Raw genomic sequence first — 25,912 nt, forward strand, 5'->3', positions numbered from 1 at the left:
GGGACCCGTGACGTTTCAACATAAACTGGCGCAATTTCCGCGCCTGGACTTGGTCGGCCATACGACGCCATTAGAAAAACTCTCTCGACTCTCCGATTACCTGGGACGTGAAATTTATATTAAACGCGATGATGTCACCCCATTGGCACTCGGTGGTAACAAGTTGCGCAAGCTTGAGTTTTTAGCGGCAGATGCCTTGAGGCAAGGGGCTGATACACTGGTGACTGCCGGGGCGATTCAGTCTAATCATGTGCGCCAAACGGCGGCAGTTGCGGCGAAATTAGGGTTACATTGTGTCGCGTTACTAGAGAATCCTATCGGCACTTCGGCGGAAAATTATCTGACCAATGGCAATCGATTGCTGCTGGATTTGTTTAATGTCGAGGTGGTGATGTGTGATGGGTTGCACCAGCCAAATCAGCAACTCGCTGAGCTGGCTACCCGGATCGAGGCGCAAGGTTTTCGCCCGTATGTGGTCCCAGTTGGCGGTTCCAATGCCTTAGGTGCATTGGGATATGTGCAATGTGCATTGGAAATTTCTGCCCAGTCGGCAGGGAATGTTGCTTTTAGTTCGGTGGTTGTAGCTTCGGGCAGTGCGGGAACTCACGCCGGGTTAGCCGTGGGGCTACAGCAACTGTTACCTGACGTTGAATTAATTGGGGTGACGGTATCGCGTAAAGCGGATGAACAGCGGCCTAAAGTCGTGGATATTCAGGAACAACTGGCAGTATCCCTAGGAATTACTGAGCCACAGGCAGAAATTATCTTATGGGATGATTATTTCGCCCCGCGATATGGTGAGCCAAACGAAGAAGGATTGGCCGCGATTGGGCTGCTGGCAAGACTGGAGGGGATGCTGTTAGATCCTGTTTATACCGGCAAAGCGATGGCGGGTTTACTCGATGGCCTCGAGCAGAAAAAGTTTCGTGATGATGGCCCAATTCTGTTTATCCACACTGGCGGTGCTCCTGCATTATTTGCATATCATCCACAGGTGTAATCTTTAGTTATTGCTTATTCCATTTGTGGCTATAGTTATTAGTTTATATTCCTTTATTCCATTAACAGCACTGATAAAGTACTGAATATCAAAAACAAACATGACAGTTGGGGTATGTATGGGCTTTTCAATGGTACGTCGTCAAGTGGTACTGGGTATGGTGGCGGTTGCACTGGCAACAGGCCTTAATGTGAAGTCTTACGCTGCGGGTGATTTGCTCGATCAGGTCAAAGAACGCGGAACTTTAATTGTTGGCCTGGAAGGGACTTACCCTCCGTTTAGCTTCCAAGGTGAAGATGGCAAACTCACTGGGTTCGAAGTGGATTTTGCCAACGCACTGGCTGAACACATGGGCGTTAAGGCAAAAATCACCCCGACTAAATGGGATGGGATGTTGGCCTCACTGGAGTCCAAACGTATTGATGTAGCGATTAACCAGGTTACCATTTCAGAAGAACGTAAGAAAAAGTATGATTTCTCAACCCCTTATACTATTTCTGGCATTCAAGTTTTGACCAAAAAAGGTAATGAAGGCAAATTCAACAAGCCTGAAGATCTGGAAGGCAAGAAAGTTGGCGTGGGTTTGGGCAGCAACTATGAACAGTGGTTGCGCGATAATCTGAAAGGTGTTGATATTCGCACTTATGATGATGACCCAACCAAGTATCAAGATCTTCGTGTTGGTCGGACAGATGCCATTTTAGTTGATCGCTTAGCGGCGTTAGATTTGGTGAAGAAAACCAATGATACCTTGGCGGTTGCTGGCCCGGCGTTTGCTCGTCAGGAATCAGGTGTGGCGTTGCGTAAGAATAACCCTGAGTTGTTAGCAGCAATCAATCAGGCTATTGCTGAGATGCAAAAGGATGGCACATTGGCCAAAATTTCTGAGAAATATTTTGGCGCGGATGTAACTAAATAATGCAAGAAAGTATTCAATTGGTGCTGGATTCAGCACCATTTTTATTAAAAGGTGCTTGGTTTACCCTCCAGCTTAGTTTAGGGGGGATGTTTTTTGGTCTGGCATTAGGTTTTATGTTGGCAATGATGCGATTATCCCGTTTCTTGCCATTCTCACTTCTCTCACGTTTTTATGTCTCCATTTTCCGTGGTACGCCATTAATTGCTCAACTGTTCATGATTTATTATGGCTTGCCACAGTTTGGTATTGAATTGGATCCTATGCCAGCGGCATTGATCGGCTTATCACTGAATACCGCGGCCTATACCTCCGAGACACTGCGCGCTGCCATTTCATCAATTGAGAAAGGGCAGTGGGAAGCGGCGGCCAGTATCGGGATGACACGCTGGCAGACACTTTATCGGGTGATATTGCCACAAGCTGGGCGTACCGCTTTACCCCCTTTGGGTAACAGCTTTATCGGCCTGGTAAAAGACACTTCTCTGGCCGCCACCATTCAGGTTCCTGAGCTGTTCAGACAGGCGCAATTGGTCACTTCTCGGACACTGGAAGTTTTCACTATGTATTTGGCGGCATCATTGATTTACTGGATCATGGCAACACTATTGTCAGCCTTACAAAATCGCCTGGAAGCACATGTTAATCGTCAGGATCAGGAGTAACTCATGAGTGCCATCGACGTGAAAAAACTGACCAAACAGTTTAAAGGTCAACAGGTACTACATGGTATCGATCTTGAGGTGAACAGTGGCGAAGTGGTGGCGATCATTGGGCCAAGTGGCTCAGGTAAAACCACTTTATTGCGCAGTATTAACCTGTTGGAAATCCCTGATTCGGGGATGATCCGAGTGGGTGATATAGAGATTGATGGCAGCATTCCTATCAGTAGGCAGCAACGTCAGGTTCGTGCGCTACGTCAGCAAGTGGGATTTGTGTTCCAGAGCTTCAATCTATTTCCACACCGGTCAGTGCTGGAAAATATCATTGAGGGGCCGGTGATTGTTAAGGGTGAGAAACGAGCTGAAGCTGAAAAGCGGGCGCGTGAGTTGTTGGCAAAAGTTGGCCTAAGTGGCAAGGAAGATGCTTATCCTCGCCGTTTATCTGGCGGACAGCAGCAACGTGTGGCTATTGCTCGGGCATTGGCGATGCAACCCCAGGTTATTTTGTTTGATGAACCGACTTCTGCATTGGACCCTGAACTGGTGGGGGAAGTATTAAATACTATCCGCGCACTGGCTGAAGAAAAGCGGACGATGGTCATCGTCACTCATGAAATGAGCTTTGCGCGTGATGTCGCGGACAGAGCTATCTTTATGGACCATGGCCGGATTGTTGAGCAAGGGCCAGCGAAAGAGCTGTTTGCCCACCCGCAACATGAACGCACTCGGCAGTTCCTTGATAAATTCCTGAATAATCACTGAGTCATCAGTGTGTTAATGAAAATGATCATTGTGCTATGGGGCCGTGATGGCCCCTGATTTTTTTGGCATTGCTATAGAAAGGCTTCGAGCTTAAGGCGATGGGCGGTTGTTTTAACTTCTTTCATTCGACCATGGCCGGGTAATACTTTCTGTTCCACGCTAACCAACCCAGCTTTTTGTAAAATAGCGATATCGCGGGTGACGGCACTGCGATCTCTTTTGAGTAGAGTTGAAAGGGAAGTGATAGAGCCGGGATGTTTTTTGACGGCTCGCAGCAGTACGATGCGTGCAGCACTTAATACTCGCACCATTTCCAGTGGATCTTCGAAAGTAATGGTGTGCTCTTCAGGTAATGTTTGCCCCACATCAGCCAGGGCGGCGAGCTGCTTGCCTCGCTTGAAAAATTCATCTTCCGTTGCAGTTTTGATGATTAGCTTGTCCATTAACTTCTCCTTAGTGAAGTCCAATCCTTTTGAAAGCAACTCTCTATTTGTTCAAAGCTGACAAAATCAACCGCTTCAATTGCGCCATAAGTAATGGCGATGATGAAACCCATGAGCATTGTCATAACCAATTACCCGACCATTATCACCCCGTGATAAACAGTGGTTGATATAGGCTAAATTATAACGGGTAATGGCACCTGACTGGTCAGCCCATATCTCGCGGCGTAATTGACCATTACCACGCCGGCTAGCAATTTGATGGGTCTCATCAATAATTTTCTTATCAGCCATGAATATAAATATCACCTCTGAAAGTTGCTGTATACAATATCTTCACTAAGAAGAAAGCTAGAACACAAATCGCTCAATAGTTTGCTCGAATTAATAGTGAGTTAGGTACGGCAAGGTGACAAGAACACCAAGTAAGGGATGCGGCATATTGCCAGAGAAAAAGAGGATTGTTGCAGTTTTACCCGCTACTGTGCGGGACACCTCGAATAATAAATACTTATTATCGAGTAAATAATAAGGCCCCGAAGGGCCTTATTATGCTGACGAAAGAATCGGCAATTCTGTAAGTTAGCCGATAGTCATCAGGCTGGCATTGCCACCAGCTGCCGCGGTATTGACACTGAGTGAGTGTTCAATAAGCAAGCGCTCTAGCAGGATATTGGTTTCACCACGGGCAAAGCCTTGTACTGAAACAATTGGCCCATCAATTTGCGCTATCTGCTCACACAAAGTGCGTAATTGGTCGGCATCGCCGTGGTAGATAACTGCATCGAAGCTGACATTAGCCGTTTGCCAATCTTTAGTGAGCGTAATACGCGATTGTACAACTGCCGGTAATTTGCGGAATAAATCACTTTGTAGGGTATTTTCCGGCCATAACACCTCGCTGCCGGTTGCCAGAACTGCGGCGAGTTGTGTCAGTGCATCGGCCCCGGTATCTGCCAAACATAGCACTCGTTCACGAGGTAGCAGGGCATAAGTATTACGCTCACCGGTTGGCCCCGGTAACAACCGGACTGTTCCACCTTGAGCCAACTCACCATAACGCTGTGCCAATTCCGCAAGCTCGCTATGTTGCTGTTCTCCAGCCCATGTCAGTAGGGCATGGTGGGCTGCTTGTAACCTTGTGCGGCCAGAGACATTCTGCACTTCTTCACTAGGCGGATGTGACAGTGTATTGACTACCGCATCTTCCGGACGGCTGCACAGGAGGCGATACAGATACAGCGGGCCGCCGGCTTTAGGACCGGTGCCCGATAAGCCTTCACCGCCAAAAGGTTGTACGCCGACCACCGCACCCACCATATTGCGGTTAACATAGAGATTACCAACTTTGGCTTTTTCAGTGATATGGGCAATGGTTTCATCAATACGAGTATGAATACCTAACGTTAGGCCATAACCAGAAGCATTGATTTGATCGACCAGTGCATTCAGGTTTTGGCGCTGGAAGCGCACTACGTGCAGCACCGGGCCGAAGATCTCTTTTTGCAGTTCATCAAAACTATCCAGCTCTATTAAAGTTGGCTTGATAAAGGTGCCGTGTTGCCACTCTTTTTCATCCTGACTATTACTGCGGGCAGCTTGATAAACTTTGCGTCCTTTGGTGCGCATGGCCTGGATGTGGCGTTCAATACCGGCTTTGGCATCGGCATCAATCACCGGCCCAATATCAGTAGACAGCCGCTCCGGGTTGCCCATTCGGCATTCCGCCATCGCGCCACGTAGCATTTGCAGGGTGTGCTCAGCAACATCATCCTGAATGCAGAGAATGCGTAAAGCGGAACAACGCTGACCTGCGCTGTCGAAAGCCGAGGCGACAACATCAGTGACTACCTGCTCGGTTAGCGCCGATGAGTCCACTATCATGGCATTGAGGCCACCGGTCTCGGCAATCAATGGGGTTGGGCGGCCCTGTGGATCAAGTCTGCCAGCAATACTGCGCTGTAGAATGCTCGCCACTTCCGTTGAGCCAGTAAACATCACGCCGCGCACTCGTGCATCGTTGACGAGTGTGGCTCCCACACTGTCACCTTGGCCCGGTAACAGTTGCAGTACACCTTGTGGGATACCGGCTTCCAGTAAAATTCGGACTGCCTGAGCGGCAATCAGTGGTGTCTGTTCTGCCGGTTTCGCCAGTACACTATTACCGGCGGCTAAAGCCGCGGCAACCTGACCGGTAAATATGGCCAGCGGGAAGTTCCATGGGCTAATGCAAACCACTGGGCCGAGTGGGCGGTGGCTGTCATTGGAAAAGTTATCGCGTACTATCCCGGCATAGTAGTGAAGAAAATCAACGGCTTCGCGTACTTCTGCAATGGCATTACTGAAGGTTTTACCCGCTTCACGCACCAGTATACTCATCAGTGTTTGCATCTGATTTTCCATCAACTCAGCAGCACGCACTAAAATAGCCGCCCGCTCAGCCGGTGGGGTGGCAAACCAAATTGCCCCGGCAGTGGCTGCGGCATCTAGGGCTCGGCTCACTTCAGCTTCAGTGGCTTCTCGAACATAACCGACGATATCAGTCGGTTCTGCGGGGTTGATGACGGGTAGGTCGACACCGTTATCAAGCTCGGCATCAATAATAGGTTCTGCCCGCCACATTTGACTGGCACTGGTGAGCAATGCGCTGGAGAGGGAGGCGAGACGGTGTTCGTTAGCTAAATCTAGCCCACTGGAGTTGGCCCGGTCGTTCCCATACAAATCCCGAGGCAATGGAATCCGTGGGTGAGGCAAGCCGAGTTGCCCCTCACTGGCGGCAATAGCCTCCACGGCACTTACCGGGTCGGCGACTAGCTCATCCAGTGGCAGGGTGGCATCTGCAATACGGTTGACAAATGAAGTATTGGCCCCGTTTTCCAATAGGCGGCGCACCAAATAGGCTAGCAATGTTTCATGGGTGCCTACCGGGGCATAAATTCGACATGGTCGATTAAGCTTGCCATCGGCAACTTTCCCAACCACTTGCTCATACAGAGGCTCCCCCATGCCATGCAGACACTGGAATTCATATTGTCCTGGGTAGTAGTTCTGCCCCGCAAGATGGTAAATCGCGGATAACGTGTGTGCGTTGTGAGTGGCGAATTGCGGATAAATCAGGTTAGGTACTGCCAGTAATTTTCGTGCGCAGGCCAGATAAGAAACATCGGTATAAACTTTACGGGTATAAACCGGGTAACCTTCTAAGCCATCCATTTGAGCGCGTTTGATTTCGCTGTCCCAATAGGCACCTTTGACTAGGCGGATCATCAGGCGGCGACGGCTGCGCTGCGCCATATCTATCACCGCATCAATGGTGAATGGGCAGCGTTTCTGATAGGCCTGAATAACGAAGCCAATCCCATTCCAACCCGCCAATTTTGGCTCAAAGCAGAGTTTTTCCAGCAGATCGAGTGAAATTTCCAGACGATCGGCTTCTTCGGCGTCAATATTAATCCCAATATCATACTGGCGCGCTTGCAGAGTAAGTGACAACAAGCGCGGATAAAGCTCATCCATGACACGCTCATATTGAGCACGACTGTAACGAGGGTGGAGCGCCGAAAGTTTGATTGAAATCCCCGGCCCTTCATAAATACCCCGGCCATTTGACGCTTTACCAATGGCATGAATCGCCTGTTGGTAAGAGAGTAGATAAGCCTGCGCATCTGCCTCGGTTAGCGCTGCCTCACCTAACATATCGTAAGAGTAACGGAACCCTTTATCTTCCAGTTTGCGGGCATTAGCCAATGCTTCTGCAATGGTTTCGCCGGTGACGAATTGCTCCCCCATCAGGCGCATGGCCATATCCACACCCTTGCGGATCAGTGGTTCGCCACCTTTACCAATAATTCGGTTTAAGGAGCTGGAGAGTTTAGCTTCGTTGTGGGTAGAAACCAGATGGCCGGTAAATAACAGACCCCAAGTAGCGGCATTGACAAACATTGACGGGCTACGGCCCAAATGGGAGTGCCAGTTGCCATTGCTGATTTTATCGCGAATCAGAGCATCACGAGTGGGTTTATCCGGAATACGCAGCAGGGCTTCAGCCAGGCACATCAATGCCACGCCTTCTTGTGACGAGAGGGAAAACTCTTGCAGCAAGCCTTGCACTATACCGGCGCGACCATTGGCACTCTTTTGATTGCGCAGTTTCTCGGCAATGGAATAAGCCAGTTTATGGGTTGCTTGTGCCTGCTCGATGGGCAAACGCGCCTGCTCCAATAACATGGGGATGGCTTCTGTTTCCGGGCGGCGGTAGGCCGCAGTGATCGCCGCACGGGTCACCGATTGTGGCAGCACCTGCTCAGCAAAATCTAAGAATGGCTGGTGGGCGCTTTCCGTGACTTGCGGCATAATGTCGTCCGCTTCCTGAGAGACGGTCGCATTTGCTGTAGGAAGCTCCGGTAATTCACTGTTATTTTCCAGTCTTTCCAGATAGTTGAAAATTGCCTGCTTGATAAGCCAGTGTGGCGTGCGGTCAATACGCTGTGCTGCGGCTTTAATACGGTCACGTGTCGCTTCATCGAGCTTCACGCCCATTGTGGTGCTACCCATGCGGTCTATCTCCGTTAATAAGGGGAGTTATGATTTTATTTCAGACAATATCAAGCATGTTGCAACTTTGTGCAACCTTGTTAAATGAAGGGCGTATTTGAACTGTGAATTCCGTCTTGTTTTTAACAATTATCAAGCGGCAATAATTACTTAATATTACGTGTAAGGATGACTAATACTAATAATGACAGGGGTTGTGGCGGGTTTACCTAAGGTGCCACTCATTTTGTGGTGTCGGGTATAACTGTTGACATTGCTTAATGTGATGCAGAGTAAATTTCTTGTAAATAATTTGTTTAAATTCTTGTGGGTGAAGAAAGGACTCTACTAGGATAGCAACCGCGAGATAGTAGTTTGCTAGCGAATAGATGTGCTAGTCATTTATTTCCGGTTAAGTACTCATCTCTGGTGCAACTTGGTGTCACGTTCCGGCCAGCCAGAGTAATAGCCATCATTTTACAAGTTATGGGTATAAAGCACGATGCCGCATCAAGCGGAAAGAACTAAAAATAGCGAGATATATTAAAACGATAATACGCACTATGGAGACGTTGCATGACCATGAACACACCGATGTTGGTGACTTTTTTAGTTTACATTTTTGGGATGATACTTATTGGCCTTATGGCTTACCGGGCGACCAATAACTTTGATGACTATATTTTGGGGGGGCGAAGTTTAGGTAGTGTTGTTACCGCATTGTCTGCTGGCGCTTCTGATATGAGTGGTTGGCTGTTGATGGGGTTACCAGGGGCGATTTTTCTCTCAGGCATTTCTGAAAGCTGGATTGCGATTGGTTTGACCATTGGTGCTTATCTTAACTGGAAGTTAGTTGCCGGTCGTTTGCGCGTTCATACCGAAGCTAATAATAATGCGCTGACATTGCCGGATTATTTCACCAGTCGTTTTGAAGATAACAGTAAACTGCTGCGGGTGATATCGGCGATCGTTATCTTGGTTTTCTTCACTATTTATTGTGCTTCAGGGATTGTTGCCGGGGCACGTCTGTTTGAAAGTACCTTTGGCCTGAGCTATGGCACCGCATTGTGGGCCGGTGCTGCGGCGACCATCGCTTATACCTTTATTGGTGGTTTCCTCGCCGTCAGTTGGACCGACACCGTTCAGGCAACACTGATGATTTTCGCTCTAATTCTAACCCCGATTATCGTTATTTTGGCGGTTGGGGGGATTGATACCTCATTGATGGTTATTGCGGCGAAAAACCCAGCGAATATCGATATGTTTAAAGGGCTGAATCTGGTCGCGATTCTCTCTTTACTGGGTTGGGGCTTGGGCTATTTTGGTCAGCCACATATTCTGGCGCGTTTTATGGCGGCAGATTCTCATCGTACTATCCGTAGTGCTCGCCGTATCAGTATGACTTGGATGGTCTTGTGTCTGGCAGGAACTATCGCGGTAGGCTTCTTTGGGATCGCCTATTTTGAGAACCATCCAGAACAGGCGGGAAGTGTGAGCCAAAATGGCGAGCGGGTATTTATCGAGTTGGCCAAGTTGCTGTTCAACCCGTGGATTGCCGGCATTCTATTGTCTGCTATTTTAGCGGCGGTAATGAGTACATTAAGCTGCCAGTTGCTGGTGTGTTCCAGTGCATTGACGGAAGATCTGTACAAAGCATTTTTGCGTAAAAAGGCCAGCCAGAAGGAGTTGGTGTGGGTGGGGCGTGCCATGGTGCTGTTAGTGGCTCTGATTGCTATTGCTTTGGCAGCGGATCCTGATAACCGCGTTCTGGGTTTGGTGAGTTATGCCTGGGCCGGTTTTGGTGCGGCATTTGGTCCAGTGGTCCTGATTTCAGTGATGTGGCCAAGAATGACGCGCAATGGTGCATTAGCGGGGATGCTGATTGGTGCGATTACCGTGATTGTCTGGAAGCAATATGCCTGGTTGGGTCTATATGAAATCATCCCAGGTTTCTTGTTCGCCAGTATTGCTATTGTGGTGGTGAGTTTGCTGAGTAGCGCGCCGAGCAAAGCGATGACTGAACGTTTCCGTCAAGCGGAAGCTGAATTTAAAACTGTCTAATGCCGCTGTCATTTTGCCAGTTGCAGATATGGTGATGTTCAACCACTCGAATCATTAGCGAATATAAGCTCCCTACAATATAGGGAGCTTTTTTTGCAGGAAATCTTATTCGGAATAAATCGCAGCGTTAATTCGTATCCTAATGAATTTATTTATTATTTAACTCACCAGAAACAACTTGCCACAGTTTGTTTAACAATATTCTTATTCAGCCTCTTGAATTTCTTTTCGCCAGAATGATAATCACTATCGTTTTGCTTTTCTTTACGTTTATTGACACTGTCTATAATCATAGATCGCTACCCATAGCCATACCCATCAGGGGTGTTTAGCATGTTTGTCCCATTTCTTATTATGTTTCGTGAAGGCCTAGAGGCTGCGCTGATTGTTAGTCTGATCGCCAGTTATCTTAAACGTACTCAACGCGGTCAATGGATGGGAGCAGTATGGCTGGGGGTTATCACCGCCGCAGCACTTTGCCTGGCGATTGGTATCTTTATTAATGAGACTACAGGGGAGTTCCCGCAAAAACAGCAAGAGCTGTTTGAAGGAATTATCGCGGTGGTGGCAGTTTGCATATTAACCTATATGGTTTTCTGGATGCGCAAAGTGTCCAAGTCAGTCAAAGTTCATTTAGAAGGGGCAATTGATACCGCATTGAATTCGGGCCGCAGTCAGGGATGGGCATTAGTGGCAATGGTATTCTTCGCGGTAGCTCGTGAAGGTCTTGAGTCAGTCTTCTTCTTATTGGCAGCGTTCCAGCAAGATGTAGGTATTGGAGCTCCGATTGGCGCAATATTAGGTTTAACCTGCGCCATTTTGGTCGGCATGGCTATCTACTGGGGCGGCGTTAAGTTACATCTGGCTAAATTCTTCAAATGGACCAGCCTGTTTATTCTGTTTGTCGCCGCCGGTCTTGCTGCCGGCGCGATAAGAGCCTTCCATGAAGCAGGTCTTTGGAACCATTTCCAGGGCATCGCTTTTGACCTGACCAATGTACTGTCAACCCATTCATTATTTGGCACTTTCCTTGAAGGCATGTTTGGCTATCAGGAAGCACCAACTATCAGTGAGGTGGCGGTCTACTTTATCTATCTGATTCCGGCATTGCTTCTCTTTTTCCTTCCACCACGCACCACGGCGGCCTCAACCGTACCTGCTGCGCGGAAAACTAACCAATAATTCAGGGATTTATTACATGTCTAACCGGTTCTTCCGTCGCACTGCTTTACACGCTGCTTTATTGGCACTGCCTGCATTTGCTCTTAGTGCACAGGCAGCTGATATTCCTCAAGTTAAAATCACGGTTAATGATAAACAGTGTGAGCCAATGGCGCTGTCCATACCTGCCGGTAAAACTCAGTTTATTATCCACAATGTGAGCCAAAAAGGCTTGGAGTGGGAGATTCTGAAAGGGGTGATGGTGGTTGAGGAGCGTGAGAATATCGCCCCCGGCTTTACTCAGAAAATGACAGCCAATCTGGAACCGGGTGAATACGAGATGACCTGCGGTTTGCTGAGCAATCCGAAAGGCAAATTGACGGTAACCGCAGCGGCAGGTTCCGACGCCGCAATGAAACCAGACGCCATGGCGCTGGTGGGGCCAATTGCTGAATACAAAGTCTATGTAACACAAGAAGTTGCTCAGTTAGTGACACAAACCAAAGCCTTTACGGATGCAGTGAAAAAAGGCGATTTGGCTTTGGCACGCAAGCTTTATGCGCCAACCCGTCAACATTATGAGCGCATCGAGCCTATTGCCGAATTGTTCTCTGATTTAGATGGCAGTATCGATGCCCGTGAAGATGATTTTGAACAAAAAGCGGCTGATCCGAAATTTACCGGTTTCCACCGATTAGAGAAAATCTTATTTGGCGATAACACCACCAAAGGCGCTGATAAATTTGCAGATACACTGTATCAAGATACGTTGGAGCTGCAAAAACGCATTAGTGGCCTGACATTTGCGCCAAGCAAAGTGGTGGGTGGTGCGGCAGGTCTAATTGAAGAAGTGGCAGCCAGTAAAATCAGCGGTGAAGAAGATCGCTACAGCCGCACTGATTTATGGGATTTCCAGGCTAACGTTGATGGCGCACAGAAAATTGTCAATTTGCTACGTCCATTACTGGAAAAAGCCAATAAGCCGTTGCTGGAAAAGATTGATACCAACTTTAAAACGGTTGATAGCATTTTAGCGAAATATCGCACCAAAGATGGCTATGAGTCATACGAGAAGTTAACTGATGCCGACCGCACTGCAATGAAAGGGCCGATTACGGCTCTGGCGGAAGACCTTGCTCAGCTCCGTGGCTTATTAGGTCTGGATTGAGGCATAAAGATGAGTAAGAAAACCGGCCCGCAATCAGGGCCGTATCAGCAAGACAACGGGGCGGCTTTGCCGTCCCGTCGGCGTTTGTTACTGGGTATGGGCATGATGAGTGGCGCACTGGCCCTAGGTGGGGCAAAAGTCGCGCGGGCTGCGGATTGCCAAGCCTCAGAGGCTGCTCCCGCTCAAGATGAGCGCTGGCAGAAACAGCCATTTTATGGTCAACATCAATCTGGGGTGCTCACGCCACAGCAGGCCGCGATGATGCTGGTGGCATTTGATGTGCTGGCAACAGATAAAGCGTCATTGGCTCGGTTATTCAAGTTGTTGACCGAGCGTATCGCGTTTCTGACTATTGGCGGGCATGCTCCATCAGTTAATGCCAAGTTACCGCCGCTGGATTCAGGGATTATGGGGCCGGAGATCTATCCAGATAATCTGACTATTACGGTGTCGGTCGGAGACGCGCTGTTTGATGAACGTTTTGGGTTGCAGCAACATAAGCCCTTGCGGCTTCAGCGCATGACCCGTTTCCCTAATGACTCACTCGATGCAGGCTTGTGCCATGGCGATATCTTGCTGCAAATTTGTGCCAATACCAATGAAACAGTGATTCATGCGCTGCGGGATATTATTAAGCACTCACCGGATCTTCTCAGTGTTCGTTGGAAGCGCGAGGGGTTTATCTCTGCGCATGCTGCCCGCAGCAAGGGTAAAGAGACTCCGATTAACTTGTTGGGTTTCAAAGATGGCACCGCCAACCCGAAAACCAGTGATAAGCCATTAATCAATCATGTGGTATGGGTTCAGGAAAATGCAGATGAACCCGCGTGGGCTGTGGGTGGGAGCTATCAGGCCGCGCGGATTATCCGCTTTAAAGTAGAGTTTTGGGACCGAACACCGCTGCAAGAACAGCAAACCATATTTGGGCGTGATAAGCACAGTGGCGCACCTTTGGGAATGATTCATGAACATGATGAGCCAGATTACACCCAAGATCCTGATGGAAAAGTCATCAAACTGGATGCTCATATCCGCCTGGCGAATCCGCGCACTGCTGAAACCCAGAATAATTTGATGCTACGCCGTGGTTACAGTTACTCATTAGGGGTTTCAAATTCAGGGCAATTAGACATGGGGCTATTGTTTGTCTGCTACCAGTCTGATTTGGAAAAAGCCTTTCTAACCGTGCAAAAACGGTTAAATGGTGAAGCGCTGGAAGAGTATGTGAAACCGATTGGCGGGGGTTATTTCTTTGTATTACCGGGAGTGATTGACGCCAACCACTATCTGGCACAAGGCCTGTTGGAAGCTTAATGAGTTTGGTTCGAAATACAGCACCGTTTTTATGCGGTGCTGTATTTTTTATAGCAACTTAACTTTTCAATTTGGCGGTGATCTTCGCCACATGCTCACCCTGGAAACGGGCTATGGCTAGCTCTTCAGCACTTGGCTGACGGGAACCATCGCCACCGGCAATCGTCGTTGCGCCATAGGGCGTCCCACCCCGAGTCTGTGAAACGTCAAACAGCTCTTTAGCACCGTAACCAATTGGAACAATGATAAAACCGTGGTGTGCCAAGGTGGTCCAGGTGGAGGTAATAGTGTGTTCTTGCCCACCGCCAGTCCCGGTTGAGGAGAATACACTGGCGACTTTGCCGTACAGTGCGCCAGATGCCCACAAGCCACCGGTTTGATCGAGGAACGTCCGCATCTGCCCGGCCATATTACCAAAGCGGGTTGGGGTACCGAAAATAATACCGTCGTAATCGGCCAGCTCTTGTGGTGTTGCCACCGGCGCTTTTTGGTCAGTTTTGCCGCCAGCATTGGCGAAAGCATCGGCAGGCATGGTTTCCGGCACCCGCTTGATAGTGACTTCGACGCCGCTAACTTTTTGGGCACCTTCGGCTATTGCGCCAGCAAGTGTCTCGATATGTCCATACATGGAATAATAAAGCACTAAAATTTTTGCCATCTTGCTGCGCTCCAAATAAGGTTATTGAATAATACTAATGATGTATTCATAGCGACATAATACTTATTAACCATACGCCAATACCACCAAGCTGCAAGATTGACCGCACAGAAGGTATATGACGTCGGGAATAACAATTGGATTACCCAGACTTTTCAGGCGCTATGACAGATCGCGTAACTTCTTTTGCAACCGTTTTTGTTGCCAGCGTTCCAACCAGTTACCTAACAAAAACATGTTTATCGCCCGCAAGCCCAATGCAATGCTTAGCCCTAGCACCACCCACCATGCCCACATATAGCCAGGGGAGGTAAACCAGTTAATAGCAAACAGCACGCCGCAAAGGATTACCGCCTGCATTAATTGGCGCAGCAAAGCCATTTCATTTTCAACAGCACTGCGAGCATCCAGTACTCGTTGGTCAACCGCGTCGGCAGGGACATCTTGCTGCTGATTGGCGTCGGAGGAATAGAGCTCGCTGACTTTCAGATCCATCACGGCGGCAATCGCCCCTAAGGTTTCGAGGCTGGCCTGCTCGCCATTCTCAACTCGTTGGATGGTGCGCACGTTAAGGCTGCAAAGCTCCGCCAGTTGCTCTTGTGACCAAGCTCGGGCTTGGCGTAATTCACGAATACGGTAAAGGTTCATCTTGAGGTCTCCTAGGGTTATACGGTTTACCAATAACCCTATGCACAAGCACGCCACACCACCACGACAGTAATCAGACAATAGCCCGACATCTTCCCGCCAGTCGATTTGCCGGGTTAATCATCGGACCTCTGCGGTATTTATCACAGTTATATCTCATTCGCATTGACAGTGCTGAGCGCGGATTATAATTTCAATGACAGTAAAGCTCCATTTTAAAATTTGTTACGGAGTTTTGTTTTCTTTGATCCCTAACACCACTGCGCCAAAATAATTAATAAGGAACACCGCGAATGACTCAGATATATCATCAATATAAGAAATCATGGTGTAAAAGAACACTCTTGTTGAGTGCCTTGGCGCTGATAGTTTCTCTCACTTTGCCTTATGCCAATGCCGAACGTTATCCCGATGTGCCCGTGCCCTTTAAGTATGGTACCGGCGCGCGGATAGATAACAATTTATATGTTGGCTTAGGCAGCGCGGGCCAGTCGTGGTTTCGCCTGGATACAGATAAAGCCAGTGGTGGCTGGCAGAAAATAGCCGACTTCCCCGGGCAGCCGCGCGAACAAGCGGTAACGGTGGCACTGGATGGCAAGCTGTATGTCTTTGGTGGTGTGGGCAAAAATAGTGCCAGTGATACTCAGGTACGTGCACTCAATGATGTCTATCGATTTGATCCGCAAGCTAATCAATGGCAACAATTGGCAACTCGTGCCCCCCGTGGTTTGGTGGGGACGGTTGCGACCACATTAGATGGTTCTCAAGCTCTGTTATTGGGAGGGGTAAACAAAGCCATTTTTGACGGCTACTTCGCGGATCTTGCTGCTGCGGGGAGTGATGAAGCGCAGAAAAATGCCATTATTGCGGCTTATTTTGAGCAAGCCCCAGCTGACTACTTTTATAACCGCGATGTCCTGATTTATGAGCCAACCAAAAATCAATGGAAGAGCGGTGGTCAGGTGCCATTTTTAGGCACGGCAGGATCGGCAATCACTGTAATGAATGACAATTTAATATTAATAAATGGTGAAATTAAACCCGGTCTACGAACCGCGGCGGTATGGCAGGGGAAAAAGCAAGGGGCCGAGCTGGCATGGCAACAACAGCCAAACTTAATGAGTGCAGAAAAAGGTGTTGCTCAAGAAGGATTGGCCGGGGCATTTTCCGGCAGTAGCAATAATGTGCTGCTGGTGGCGGGTGGGGCTAACTTCCCCGGAGCTTGGCAGCAGTTTAATGCCGGCCAGCTATATGCTCACCAAGGGCTGAAAAAACAGTGGCAGCAGCCGATTTATGCACAGGTGAATAGCCAATGGCAATTGGCTGGAAAATTACCTCATCCCCTGGGCTACGGCGTTTCTATTCAAGATGGTGATAAATTGATTTTGATAGGTGGAGAAACCACCGGCGGTAACGCCACATCCGCAGTAATGCAGGTATCTTGGCAGGGTAATCAGCTGCATATTGAATAACTCTGTCGAATAAAAAGGGCGATAACGCTCTATATTGAGCTTTTTGGCATAATACAAGAGCGTTATGGCACAATGTGAGTCAGCCTGTTTGCGTAAGCTAGCAACTTACCTCACAGGAGAACGAAGATGAAAAAAATAGCATTGTCTTTGGCTATCATTGCGGTTTCATTATCCGCTCAGGCGCAAACTTTTAGTGTGAAAAGCCTTGATATGCCAGCCGGTAAACCACTACAAAATCAGCAGGTTTTTAACGGATTTGGTTGCGCAGGTGAAAACCAATCGCCACAGCTTTCATGGCAGGGGGCTCCTACAGAAGCGAAAAGCTTTGCTATCACGGCTTATGATCCTGACGCGCCAACAGGCAGCGGCTGGTGGCATTGGACGGTGGTGAATATTCCCGCCAATGTTCATGAACTGGCAACCAATGCCGGGCAGCGTAGCGATAATGGCGCAAACAGCAGTTTGCCCCAAGGTGCGGTGCAGGGGCGCAATGACTTCGGTTATGCCGGATTCGGTGGTGCCTGCCCACCAGCAGGAGATAAGCCCCACCGCTACCAGTTCACTGTTTGGGCATTGAAAACAGATAAATTGCCGCTAAACAGTGATGCGAGCGGCGCATTGGTGGGATTTATGCTAAATAGCAACGTCATTGCGAAAGCTGAATTAGTCACAACTTATGGCCGTTAACGTTTAATCCAAGAGCAAAAGCATGCAGCAGATAAACCACCGCCAGATGGCCATCTCCAGTGCTGAAATTGTGGCCCGCCGTGCACACACTTTGCGTCGGGTAACGATATTTGCGCCAGCGCTGTGTCATGTCCGCCAAGGCAGTAAATTAGTGCAATGGGGCGCACAGACCGCCAACGCCGGGCAATCAACACTTATTTTGTTCCCTGCTGGAGCTGAAGTCAGTATTGCCAACACTCCGGATCGGGGCCATTACTGTTCGGATATGGTTTATCTGCCGCAAGAATTACTGCGCCAGTTCCGCCAATGGTATGGTGCGCTGGCTGCTACGCCGGTAACTAGCGCCTCTTTATGTGTTCCTCTGGATACCGATACCCATCGAGCATGGGAAAATTTATTGCTCAACCTAAAGAGTCAGGCACCCAATGTGTTGTTACAGCACTCTGCTATGGGAGTTTTATTGGCCCTCCATCTGGCTGGGCAAGCAGGGCCATTATTGATCGATCGTCGAGATAAGCTGGCTGAACAGGTGCAACAAATCTTCTTGCTCGATCCGGCCCGTGACTGGAGTGTGAGTGATGTTGCACAAACCCTACATATGGGGGACTCCACTTTACGGCGCAAGCTAATGCAAGAAGAGCGGCAGTTCCGGGTGATTCTGGAGGAAGTTCGTATGGGGTGTGCGTTGCATGCGCTGCAAACAACATCACTGTCAATAGGGGAGATTGCTGCGCAACACGGCTATATCTCGCCGTCTCGTTTTACCTCGCGTTTTCAACAGCATTTTGGCTTAACTCCGCGTCGGTTACGTGAAGCAATTGCTGCACCTTAGTCTATCAGAGTACTCAGCAGTTGGTTATTCGTGGGATTGTCTGGCGTGATGGGCGATTGTAGAACCGGCGTCAGATAAACACTGACGCCGGGCAAAGCAGTAATGATTACAATTTAGTGATATTGCCGTCGTACAAACGGGCTCTGCGTTTTTTCAAAGTGATATAGCCGATGGTCAAAATGACAAACCACAACGGTGTCACTATCAGCGCCTGACGGGTATCACTCTCCAGCGTTAATAGCACCAACACAAAGGCGAAGAACGCCATACATACCCAAGACATAAAAATACCGGCGGGCATTTTGTAGATGGACTTTTTATGCAATGCCGGGCGTCTTTTGCGATACACCAAGTAAGAGCACAGAATAATCGTCCAAACGAACATAAAAAGGATGGCTGATACAGTGGTGACCAGAGTAAAGACGGTCATAACGTTTGGTATCAGGTAGATAAGCACCACGCCACCGAGCAGACAAATACAGGAGAATGTCAGGCCAGAAGCGGGAACCGAGCGACGTGATAATTTACCAAATTGCTTGGGCGCGTCGCCTTCTTTAGCCAAACCGAACAACATGCGGCTGGTGGAGAACACGCCACTGTTGGCTGAAGAGGCCGCGGAGGTCAATACCACAAAGTTAATCACACTGGCAGCAGCGGGTAGCCCGACCAGAACGAATAACTCAACAAAGGGACTCTTATCGGCAACCACCGAGCTCCATGGCGTCACCGACATAATCATAATCAATGAGAAAACATAGAACATGATTATGCGGATAGGAATGGAGTTAATGGCGCGCGGTAATACCACTTCAGGGTCTTTGGTTTCGGCGGCGGTGGTCCCAACTAATTCAATACCGACAAAGGCAAAGACCGCTATTTGGAAACCGGCGAAGAACCCACTGATTCCTTTCGGGAACATTCCACCGTCATTCCATAAATGAGTAAATGACGCGGTGGTACCCGAAGGGGATTGATAGCTCATCAACACCATGGTCAGGCCTGCAAAGATTAGCGCCACGATTGCCACGATTTTAATCATGGCGAACCAAAACTCCATCTCACCGAACATTTTTACTGTCGCCAAATTCAGTGAGAGCAGCAGTAAAACGACTAATAATGAGGCGACCCATTGGGAAAAACCGGGGAACCAGAATTGCGCATAAGCGGTGATGGCGACAACATCGGCAATGCCGGTGATGACCCAACAAAACCAGTAAGTCCAACCGGTGAAAAAACCGGCCCAAGGGCCAAGTAAATCCGCGGCAAAATCACTGAATGACTTATATTTCAGATTCGAGAGCAGCAATTCACCCATTGCACGCATCACGAAAAACAACATAAAGCCGATTATCATATAAACGAAGATGATCGACGGCCCGGCAAGGCTGATGGTTTTACCCGAACCCATAAATAAACCGGTACCTATGGCACCGCCAATAGCAATCAACTGAATATGTCGATTGGAGAGACTTCGTTGAAGTTGCTCTTCAGGTTCCGGCAACGGTTCTGCCACTATCTTGGATTGGTCTACCATCTTTCCCATTCCCTCTTCCTGTATTTGTGAAGTTGTTGAGCTCTATGCTGGCTCTTTGGTCTTAACCTGTCTGTCTGTCTGTCTGTCTGTCTGTCTGTCTGTCTGTCTGTCTGTCTGTCTGTCTGTCTGTCTGTTAGATTTTTTGTCTGCTTTAAGTACAACTTGCGAATTATTTAATATCTCCGCAACAATAATTACACAACACGCTTCATTTTCCAGTGTTTATATTTCACACACTGAAATTTGTTAAGTTCATCACAGCGCGTAGAATTACAACATGAAGTTACATAACTAACAATAATCACCAGTACTAGGTGCATAATTAATCCGCAGTGGTAAATACCACGTAGTATAAAGAGAAAAATCCGACGAAGTGTTTGACAGCTAAGGCCAACAGGAGAATAATTATCCCCGTTGGGTCGTTAGCTCAGTTGGTAGAGCAGTTGACTCTTAATCAATTGGTCGCAGGTTCGAACCCTGCACGACCCACCAACAAACCCTGAAATATCAATAAATTACAAAATCCTCGTTTGAATCCCTTAAAATCAGTGGCGACAAAATGGCGACAGAAATCTGTGGCGATGACGATATTTTGACGCTAAAAAACCCGCGAGTTCGCAGGTTGTTTTTTAGCCAAATAATATAATTAGAAATTGAGCGTTGATTGCCCTTGAGCAGTTGAATGTGGCGGAACTTTATTAATAACACCCGGAGTCATAATAGAGCGAATAAATGTCTCCATTGTAATGAATGTATGTCCGCAATTAATATTGGTACACTGATTATATCTCTCTTTAGTTTCGGCAGATATTTCACGACTGGATCGAGTATGCGCTGTGCAACGGCAAATAGGGCATCGCATCATAATAAACACCTCAACGTTCATTTGAGCTTATTAACTATTTTAAATTATTCAAATGAATAAATCATCTGTTTGTATTCAACAAGTTATCCATCAATAGCTTCATAGCTTATATCTGATAGTAGAACTTCAAGTTCGAGGTTTGTCGTATAACCGCTATTATTGAGCGAATGAATAACTTTAGTAATTATCCACGGCTGGTTATCGATCACTGACTTGAATCCCTTCACTTTGACAGGGGTTTCCGGGTATAGCTCGGGCCTGCCAACGGCCAAAGTAATAGAAAACTCAGCCACACCACGTTGTAATTTATCCCATTTTGCCTGAGCGGCGCGCATGGCTTGCGCTTGTGTGGCATAGACCGTCGTTAGGGCAAACACGTTATCAGCTTCGCCCACCATATATTCACCCTCGCGCGCTTGCGGCTCTTTTGTCGCTTTCTTCTTAGCTACCGGCTTCGCTTTGGGGTGTTGCAGTGCACGCAAATGCTGTTCTTTTGGCCTGCGTTTGAGCTTAACCTTTTGCTTTTGCGGTTTCGGATCTTTGGTATGTAACCATTTCGCCGTTACACCGGTGTACGCACCCCGATCAGCGATAGCAAACTGATGTCGGTCGCCGTCACGGCGGGTGAGGGTGACTTGGGGAATAGGTTTGCCGCTGGCAGTGACGCCGCAACCCGCTATAAGAAACAATAGTTTCCCCGCTTTGATGGAAACCTCGCCCCCGTTGCGTTCTGCAAGGCGAGTGAGGAATTTGGCGTCGGACTCTTGCGACTGGTCAATATGCGGAATTTTAATTGAGGCTAATGCTGGAGTGACGCTGGCAACGAGTTTGTTACGCGTGGCGATGGCTTCAACGATAACGCCGAGCGTGGTGTCATGCCACGATTCCTCGCGTCTGGAATTTAGCGTGCCGCGAAAATCTGCACTGCGGGCACGGATTGTCAGCGTATCCGGCGCACCCCTGTGTTCAATTTCATCAACGGTAAAACTGCCTTTATGAATCAGCGCCGAACCTTGCCAGCCGAGAAACAGCGCCAGAATGGCACCACGCAACGGCAGCTCGACCCGACCGTCGGCATCATCCAGTTCGATATCAAGCTGGTCAGCCTCAAAGCCGCGATTATCCGTCAGGGTTAGATTTATCAAGCGGTTGCTGATATTGCCGGTAATATCACGACTATCAAGCGTTAACATAAAATCCGGCATCAATATGCTACCCGCATCTTTTGTCAGCACATCTAACATTAACTCGCCCCCACTGCGCCAGCCAGTTTTGCGACCATATCGCCGTTATTGCCGATGATAGTTTTGCTCTGTTTACCTATATCGCCATATAGCACTGCAAGTGATTCATCCACGCGGGTGAGCGTTAGCGTAAAATCGATTTTGCGCGGAGTACCGTCAGCAAAAAACACGCTATCGGTTTCGCTTACATTATTGATGACATACATGCCATAAATTGTGCCGGAACCATCCAGTAACGGCCATGCACGGCCTTCTTCTGCCATCAGTCTAAGCGTAGTTATGGTCATTTTACCGCCGGTGAGTTCGGGATAAAGCACACCCCCAAGTGTGATTTTCTCTTCGCCAACCCCAAGAAATTGAAAAGCATCACGCTGACCAACCCGACTATTAGACGGCCAGCGATACTCCGCATTACGCTGAAAATTCTGGTAGGGCAGTGTCTGACGCATAAAAATAAACATACCGAGTGCGAGCATCATGGTGTTATCTCCTTATCCATCGAAAGTCATGCTGGCGCGCATACGGGCGCGCTTTTCCCTTTCATGTTGTTCGAGAGCATCGCGGAGTTGGCGGTTAAAATTGTCACTAGTGGAGACACCACCAGAGAGCGTGATGTGGTAATCGTTTTTGCTCTGGTCAACGTAAGAGCGACCCGCAGGTGCAGTAACTGGCTGATAGGCCTGATAGCCACCATAAGTACTGGTCGCTGGAATGTAGGAACCGCCCTGTGTCACGGCACTGGCTTTAGCCGCAGTTTGGTCAAGTGTGCTGGATTCCTTATTGATAACACCGAGCTTTTTCAGCACCCAATCAATACCACTGCGCAATTTGTTAAAGGCATTGAGCGGCAGCATCAGCGAATCAGCCAGCGCCTGACCAAATATCACACCTGCATTGCGGCAACTGTCGAGTGTTTCTTTACTGGATTTCACCGGTGCAATGAGGTTTTGAAACCACTGCCAGACTTTTTGCAGGCCTTCCCCGAGAGAATCAAACATCGGCTTAAGCGGCGCGAACATTTCTCCGACCGGTGCAAATGCTGCCTTGAGTCCTTCAATCACACCACCAAAAAATGCACTGATAGGTTGCCAGTATTTACGGATAAGCAGCGCCCCAGCGGCAATGGCGGCCACAACGCCGACCACCGGCCAACTGATCGCACCAATGGCAGTCATAATCGCACCGCATACCGAGGTGAACACTGTGCCTAGCGCGCCAGCCGCAGCGATAATGGCATTCACACCCGTGATAACTGGCCACGCCACGAGGCCAATGGCACCAATCATGCCAACAACGCCAAGCGCGGCCGCAGCAACAGTGCCTAATGTCTGAGCCAATCCTCGGTTTTTCTGAATCCAGATATCCAGTTTCAACACATATCGGGTGGCCGTTTGTACCAGCTTGCGCAGTGAAGACTCTTGCTGGTCATAAAGGTCAGTCCCCACAGCCTGATATGCCGACTGAAATGCTTTAAAGTCGCCGCCGAGGTTGTCCTGCATAATCTTGACCAGTTCCTCGGTTTTGCCGTCAGAGGCTTTAAACACAGCGGTAAGTTGGTCGAGTTTACCGCTTGCCGCGGCGGTCATTAAAACCGCAGCGGCCGAGCTGGCTTCCTCGCCAAAGATGGTTTTCATGTATTCGGCGCGCTGGGCAGTACCCAGTTTATTTTTCTCAAAACTGGCCTGCATTTCTTTTAGGATGGTAACAATTGGCCGCGTGTTGCCTTTTTGGTCGGCAGTTTTTACTCCCAGCTCCTTTATGGCATCCCACGCCTTACCGGTCGGTGCCTGTAAGCGACTCAATACTGCACGACTCCCGGTACCCGCCATTGAACCGGTGATTTTTGCATCATGCAGTGCGCCCACCATGGCCGTCGTTTCTTCAATACTGACTCCGGCATTTTTCGCCACCGGGGCGGCGTAGGTCAACGCATCACTGAGACCATCAAAATTAGCGGCGGTCTTATTCATGGCCATTGAGATCACGTCACCTATGTGCGCAACCTTATGGTTTGAAAGCTGAAAGGCTGATTTCAGCCCCATCAGCAATCCGGCGTTTTCCTCCATCGTGCGTCGATTCGCCAGCGCCATATTTAGCGTGACCGGCGTCGCAGCCTGAATGGCATCCACGTCACCGCCCGCTTTGGCGATAATAATCTGCGCGCTGGCAGCATCGTCAGCCGAGGCAGCGGTATTATCGCCAAGTTGGCGCGCTTGTTTGCGTAATGCCGCCATTTCTACCGAATCTTTTGCCACGCCGAGCACCGCCTGTAACTCGGCGTTTTTCTGCGCAAAGTCATAGCCGGATTTCAGCAGAGCAACACCGGCTAACGTGCCAGAAGTTGCAATCCCGACCCCAGCAGCCCCGATTGATGCTGCATTACCCGCCAGCTCTTTACCTGCCTGATAGCGCTGCTTTACCGCGTTGAGTTTTGCCTGTTGCGCACTAACTCGCGTCAGTGCTTCACGCTGGCGATTGAGCTGTGCCGTGGTTTCGCTGATGACGGTTTTTAGGCGTCGTTCATCTGCCGCCAATGTGCGTGTATTAATGCCCGCCTGGCTGAGTTCCTGACGCTGGCGCTGTACCGCCTGTCGCAAGCTATTATGTTTGAGCTGAAGAGCGGCGGCATTTTTGCGCGCGGCCTCCATCGCTTGAGCCTGTGCGCGGGTCGGCTGTTCGGTGTTTCTAAACTGAATAGCTAACGCGCGGGCTTCTTCTTTTGCTCTTTTCAGCTCCTGACCGGTGACGGCAAGCTGTGCGTTGGTCTTACGGAATCCTTCAATACGGGATGCCTGACCACTTAGCTCACGTAATGATTTTTGCGTTTCCCTAATATCCCCAGACAGCGATTTACTCGCTGTCTGAATGGATTTAAACGGGCGCGTCGCCTGGTCAACAGCCTTGAGTAATACCTGTAACTTGACGTTGTTACTCATGGGTGTTTCCACTTCTTTGGAGCGCTTTTTCGCGCCATGTGATGAGTTCGGTCAGACTCAGGGGATATAACTCTGATGGTGGCCAGTGGAATATCACGGCAATATCTGCCATCAAATCATCGACCGACAGTTTCTTCGGGAAATCTACTACACCGAATTCGGCGATAAAAAACCCACCACCTTACCGGCCAGAGCCACAAGGTCAGGCAACTCCAGTGCGGCAACTTCTTGTTCAGTCAGTGCCGGAGAGGTCATGCGCGGCAATACTTTAATCAGCGCATCTACTTCAGAATTAGCGACTGCTGCCAGACTGACGCCACGCAGCGTTCCGGTCGTTGGTTTAATCAGGGTGATGCTCGCAATTTCCTGCCCACCGCGTTTAACCGGGTTTTCCAAAGTGACGATATTCTCGTTTTTTTTCGTCATGATTTTCTCGTTTCATTCAGTTGTCAGGGGAAACCGGCCAGCCTGACTGACCGGGCAAAGGTTACAGGCCGATATTGCGGCGATGCTGTTCGAGGCGATCGACACCATTCACCTTCTCAATCAGATTGAGGGTGTCGATCTCAACCAGCTCTTTACCGTCCAGCGTCAGCTTATAGTAAGTGCAGACCACCGAGATTTTTGCTTCGGTATCCTCTCCCTCTTTGCCTTCGCCAGTGTCGATCTCTTTCTGGCGGCCACGCATCACGACTTCGACGGCCACCATTTCGCCACTATCATCGCGCTGGTAAGAACCAGAAAAACGAATCGGTACCGCATTGATACCGGTGGCAGCATACAATTCCCAGATAACCGCATCAGGGAAACCACCAAGCGACCATTCCATTGACAGGGCATCATCGTCGAGGCCGAGATCGACCGGTGCGCAGCCGTTCATGCCCGCCCCGCGATAGTTTTCCAGCTTGCGGGTTAGCTTCGGTAGCGTGATTGACTTGGCAACGCCCTGATAGCTGTAGCCGTTCAGGAACACATTCATCATTTTCAGTTTGCGTGGCATAGCCATGAGTCAGGCT

At 49.0% G+C, this 25,912-nt stretch carries 23 protein-coding genes, 1 tRNA gene and 1 pseudogene; 12 read left to right on the forward strand and 13 right to left on the reverse strand.

Translation table 11 applies throughout. From position 1 onward, the window contains the following. Positions 1-7 precede the first annotated feature (7 nt). The 4 genes from DJ58_RS00620 to tcyN all read left to right on the forward strand — a co-directional run bounded on the left by DJ58_RS00620 (position 8) and on the right by tcyN (position 3,340). Positions 8-1,000 (forward strand): D-cysteine desulfhydrase, encoded by a 993-nt coding sequence (locus DJ58_RS00620; RefSeq protein WP_004708225.1) that lies wholly within the window; start codon positions 8-10, stop codon positions 998-1,000. Positions 1,001-1,118: 118 nt separating this feature from the next. Next, the gene (tcyJ, locus tag DJ58_RS00615) at positions 1,119-1,919 is read left to right on the forward strand and encodes a cystine ABC transporter substrate-binding protein (protein WP_032910791.1); all 801 of its coding nucleotides are present in this window, start codon (positions 1,119-1,121) and stop codon (positions 1,917-1,919) included. After that, positions 1,919-2,581: a cystine ABC transporter permease gene (gene tcyL / locus DJ58_RS00610; RefSeq protein WP_032910792.1), complete on the forward strand. Its 663-nt coding sequence runs from the start codon at positions 1,919-1,921 to the stop codon at positions 2,579-2,581. Before tcyJ ends, tcyL begins: the two co-directional genes overlap by 1 nt. Before the next feature lie 3 nt (positions 2,582-2,584). After that, positions 2,585-3,340 (forward strand): L-cystine ABC transporter ATP-binding protein TcyN, encoded by a 756-nt coding sequence (gene tcyN / locus DJ58_RS00605; RefSeq protein ID WP_004708228.1) that lies wholly within the window; start codon positions 2,585-2,587, stop codon positions 3,338-3,340. A gap of 71 nt (positions 3,341-3,411) precedes the next feature. Here tcyN and DJ58_RS00600 read toward each other — a convergent pair whose 3' ends face one another. From DJ58_RS00600 to putA, 3 genes and pseudogenes are all read right to left on the reverse strand, one after another. Continuing rightward, on the reverse strand, positions 3,412-3,783 hold the full coding sequence (locus tag DJ58_RS00600; protein ID WP_004708230.1) for an HVO_A0114 family putative DNA-binding protein: 372 nt from the start codon (positions 3,781-3,783) through the stop codon (positions 3,412-3,414). Next, positions 3,783-4,077 (reverse strand): annotated as a pseudogene (locus DJ58_RS0122065) (toxin-antitoxin system TumE family protein). The gene DJ58_RS00600 and the pseudogene DJ58_RS0122065 overlap by 1 nt, the downstream one beginning before the upstream one ends. Positions 4,078-4,365: 288 nt before the next feature. Beyond that, positions 4,366-8,337, reverse strand: coding sequence for a trifunctional transcriptional regulator/proline dehydrogenase/L-glutamate gamma-semialdehyde dehydrogenase (putA, locus tag DJ58_RS00595; RefSeq protein ID WP_004708234.1), 3,972 nt, complete (start codon positions 8,335-8,337; stop codon positions 4,366-4,368). Positions 8,338-8,892: 555 nt separating this feature from the next. Between putA and putP the strand changes: the two genes are divergently transcribed. From putP to efeB, 4 genes are all read left to right on the forward strand, one after another. Then, positions 8,893-10,377, forward strand: a complete 1,485-nt coding sequence (gene putP, locus DJ58_RS00590) for a sodium/proline symporter PutP (protein WP_004708235.1) — start codon at positions 8,893-8,895, stop codon at positions 10,375-10,377. Between the two features lie 333 nt (positions 10,378-10,710). Then, positions 10,711-11,559, forward strand: a complete 849-nt coding sequence (efeU, locus tag DJ58_RS00585) for an iron uptake transporter permease EfeU (RefSeq protein WP_032910793.1) — start codon at positions 10,711-10,713, stop codon at positions 11,557-11,559. A 16-nt stretch (positions 11,560-11,575) separates the two neighbouring features. Then, positions 11,576-12,706: an iron uptake system protein EfeO gene (gene efeO / locus DJ58_RS00580; protein ID WP_004708242.1), complete on the forward strand. Its 1,131-nt coding sequence runs from the start codon at positions 11,576-11,578 to the stop codon at positions 12,704-12,706. A gap of 9 nt (positions 12,707-12,715) precedes the next feature. Next, positions 12,716-14,020, forward strand: a complete 1,305-nt coding sequence (gene efeB / locus DJ58_RS00575; protein WP_004708244.1) for an iron uptake transporter deferrochelatase/peroxidase subunit — start codon at positions 12,716-12,718, stop codon at positions 14,018-14,020. 58 nt (positions 14,021-14,078) lie between these two features. On the opposite strand, the gene wrbA is transcribed toward efeB, so the two are convergent. Together wrbA and DJ58_RS00565 are read right to left on the reverse strand one after the other, a co-directional pair. Next, positions 14,079-14,678 carry an NAD(P)H:quinone oxidoreductase gene (gene wrbA, locus DJ58_RS00570; protein WP_032910794.1) on the reverse strand — a complete coding sequence of 200 codons (600 nt, stop codon included), beginning with the start codon at positions 14,676-14,678 and terminating at the stop codon, positions 14,079-14,081. A 162-nt stretch (positions 14,679-14,840) separates the two neighbouring features. Continuing rightward, positions 14,841-15,326 carry a helix-turn-helix domain-containing protein gene (locus DJ58_RS00565; protein WP_004708248.1) on the reverse strand — a complete coding sequence of 162 codons (486 nt, stop codon included), beginning with the start codon at positions 15,324-15,326 and terminating at the stop codon, positions 14,841-14,843. A 293-nt stretch (positions 15,327-15,619) separates the two neighbouring features. Here DJ58_RS00565 and DJ58_RS00560 point away from each other — a divergent pair, with 293 nt between their 5' ends. From DJ58_RS00560 to DJ58_RS00550, 3 genes are all read left to right on the forward strand, one after another. Beyond that, a complete protein-coding gene (locus DJ58_RS00560) occupies positions 15,620-16,798 on the forward strand; it encodes an N-acetylneuraminate epimerase (protein ID WP_032910795.1) in 1,179 nt (392 codons plus the stop codon). A gap of 126 nt (positions 16,799-16,924) precedes the next feature. Beyond that, entirely contained in the window at positions 16,925-17,485 is a 561-nt protein-coding gene (locus tag DJ58_RS00555) for a kinase inhibitor (protein ID WP_004708254.1), read from the forward strand. 22 nt (positions 17,486-17,507) lie between these two features. Then, entirely contained in the window at positions 17,508-18,317 is an 810-nt protein-coding gene (locus DJ58_RS00550) for a helix-turn-helix transcriptional regulator (RefSeq protein WP_004708256.1), read from the forward strand. A 106-nt stretch (positions 18,318-18,423) separates the two neighbouring features. Here the strand turns inward: DJ58_RS00550 and cycA are convergent, their stop codons facing one another. After that, positions 18,424-19,851: a D-serine/D-alanine/glycine transporter gene (cycA, locus tag DJ58_RS00545; RefSeq protein WP_004708258.1), complete on the reverse strand. Its 1,428-nt coding sequence runs from the start codon at positions 19,849-19,851 to the stop codon at positions 18,424-18,426. 416 nt (positions 19,852-20,267) lie between these two features. On the opposite strand from cycA, the gene DJ58_RS00540 reads away from it, so the two are divergent. Continuing rightward, positions 20,268-20,343, forward strand: a tRNA-Lys gene (locus tag DJ58_RS00540). A gap of 154 nt (positions 20,344-20,497) precedes the next feature. On the opposite strand, the gene DJ58_RS23005 is transcribed toward DJ58_RS00540, so the two are convergent. The 7 genes from DJ58_RS23005 to DJ58_RS00515 all read right to left on the reverse strand — a co-directional run bounded on the left by DJ58_RS23005 (position 20,498) and on the right by DJ58_RS00515 (position 25,902). Beyond that, positions 20,498-20,716 carry an ogr/Delta-like zinc finger family protein gene (locus DJ58_RS23005; RefSeq protein WP_071985026.1) on the reverse strand — a complete coding sequence of 73 codons (219 nt, stop codon included), beginning with the start codon at positions 20,714-20,716 and terminating at the stop codon, positions 20,498-20,500. 83 nt (positions 20,717-20,799) lie between these two features. Beyond that, on the reverse strand, positions 20,800-21,960 hold the full coding sequence (locus DJ58_RS00535) for a phage late control D family protein (RefSeq protein ID WP_004708260.1): 1,161 nt from the start codon (positions 21,958-21,960) through the stop codon (positions 20,800-20,802). Next, on the reverse strand, positions 21,960-22,439 hold the full coding sequence (locus tag DJ58_RS00530) for a phage tail protein (RefSeq protein WP_032910797.1): 480 nt from the start codon (positions 22,437-22,439) through the stop codon (positions 21,960-21,962). The genes DJ58_RS00535 and DJ58_RS00530 overlap by 1 nt, the downstream gene beginning before the upstream one ends. 12 nt (positions 22,440-22,451) lie before the next feature. Further along, the gene (locus tag DJ58_RS00525) at positions 22,452-24,896 is read right to left on the reverse strand and encodes a phage tail tape measure protein (RefSeq protein WP_004708262.1); all 2,445 of its coding nucleotides are present in this window, start codon (positions 24,894-24,896) and stop codon (positions 22,452-22,454) included. Continuing rightward, complete coding sequence (locus DJ58_RS23010; RefSeq protein WP_071777697.1) at positions 24,889-25,008, reverse strand: GpE family phage tail protein; 120 nt, start codon at positions 25,006-25,008, stop codon at positions 24,889-24,891. Before DJ58_RS23010 ends, DJ58_RS00525 begins: the two co-directional genes overlap by 8 nt. Before the next feature lie 35 nt (positions 25,009-25,043). Further along, on the reverse strand, positions 25,044-25,322 hold the full coding sequence (locus tag DJ58_RS00520; RefSeq protein WP_004708264.1) for a phage tail assembly protein: 279 nt from the start codon (positions 25,320-25,322) through the stop codon (positions 25,044-25,046). A 61-nt stretch (positions 25,323-25,383) separates the two neighbouring features. Further along, the gene (locus tag DJ58_RS00515) at positions 25,384-25,902 is read right to left on the reverse strand and encodes a phage major tail tube protein (RefSeq protein WP_004708265.1); all 519 of its coding nucleotides are present in this window, start codon (positions 25,900-25,902) and stop codon (positions 25,384-25,386) included. Between the last annotated feature and the right edge of the window lie 10 nt (positions 25,903-25,912).

The sequence above is a fragment of the Yersinia frederiksenii ATCC 33641 genome (genome assembly GCF_000754805.1).
Lineage (GTDB): Bacteria > Pseudomonadota > Gammaproteobacteria > Enterobacterales > Enterobacteriaceae > Yersinia > Yersinia frederiksenii.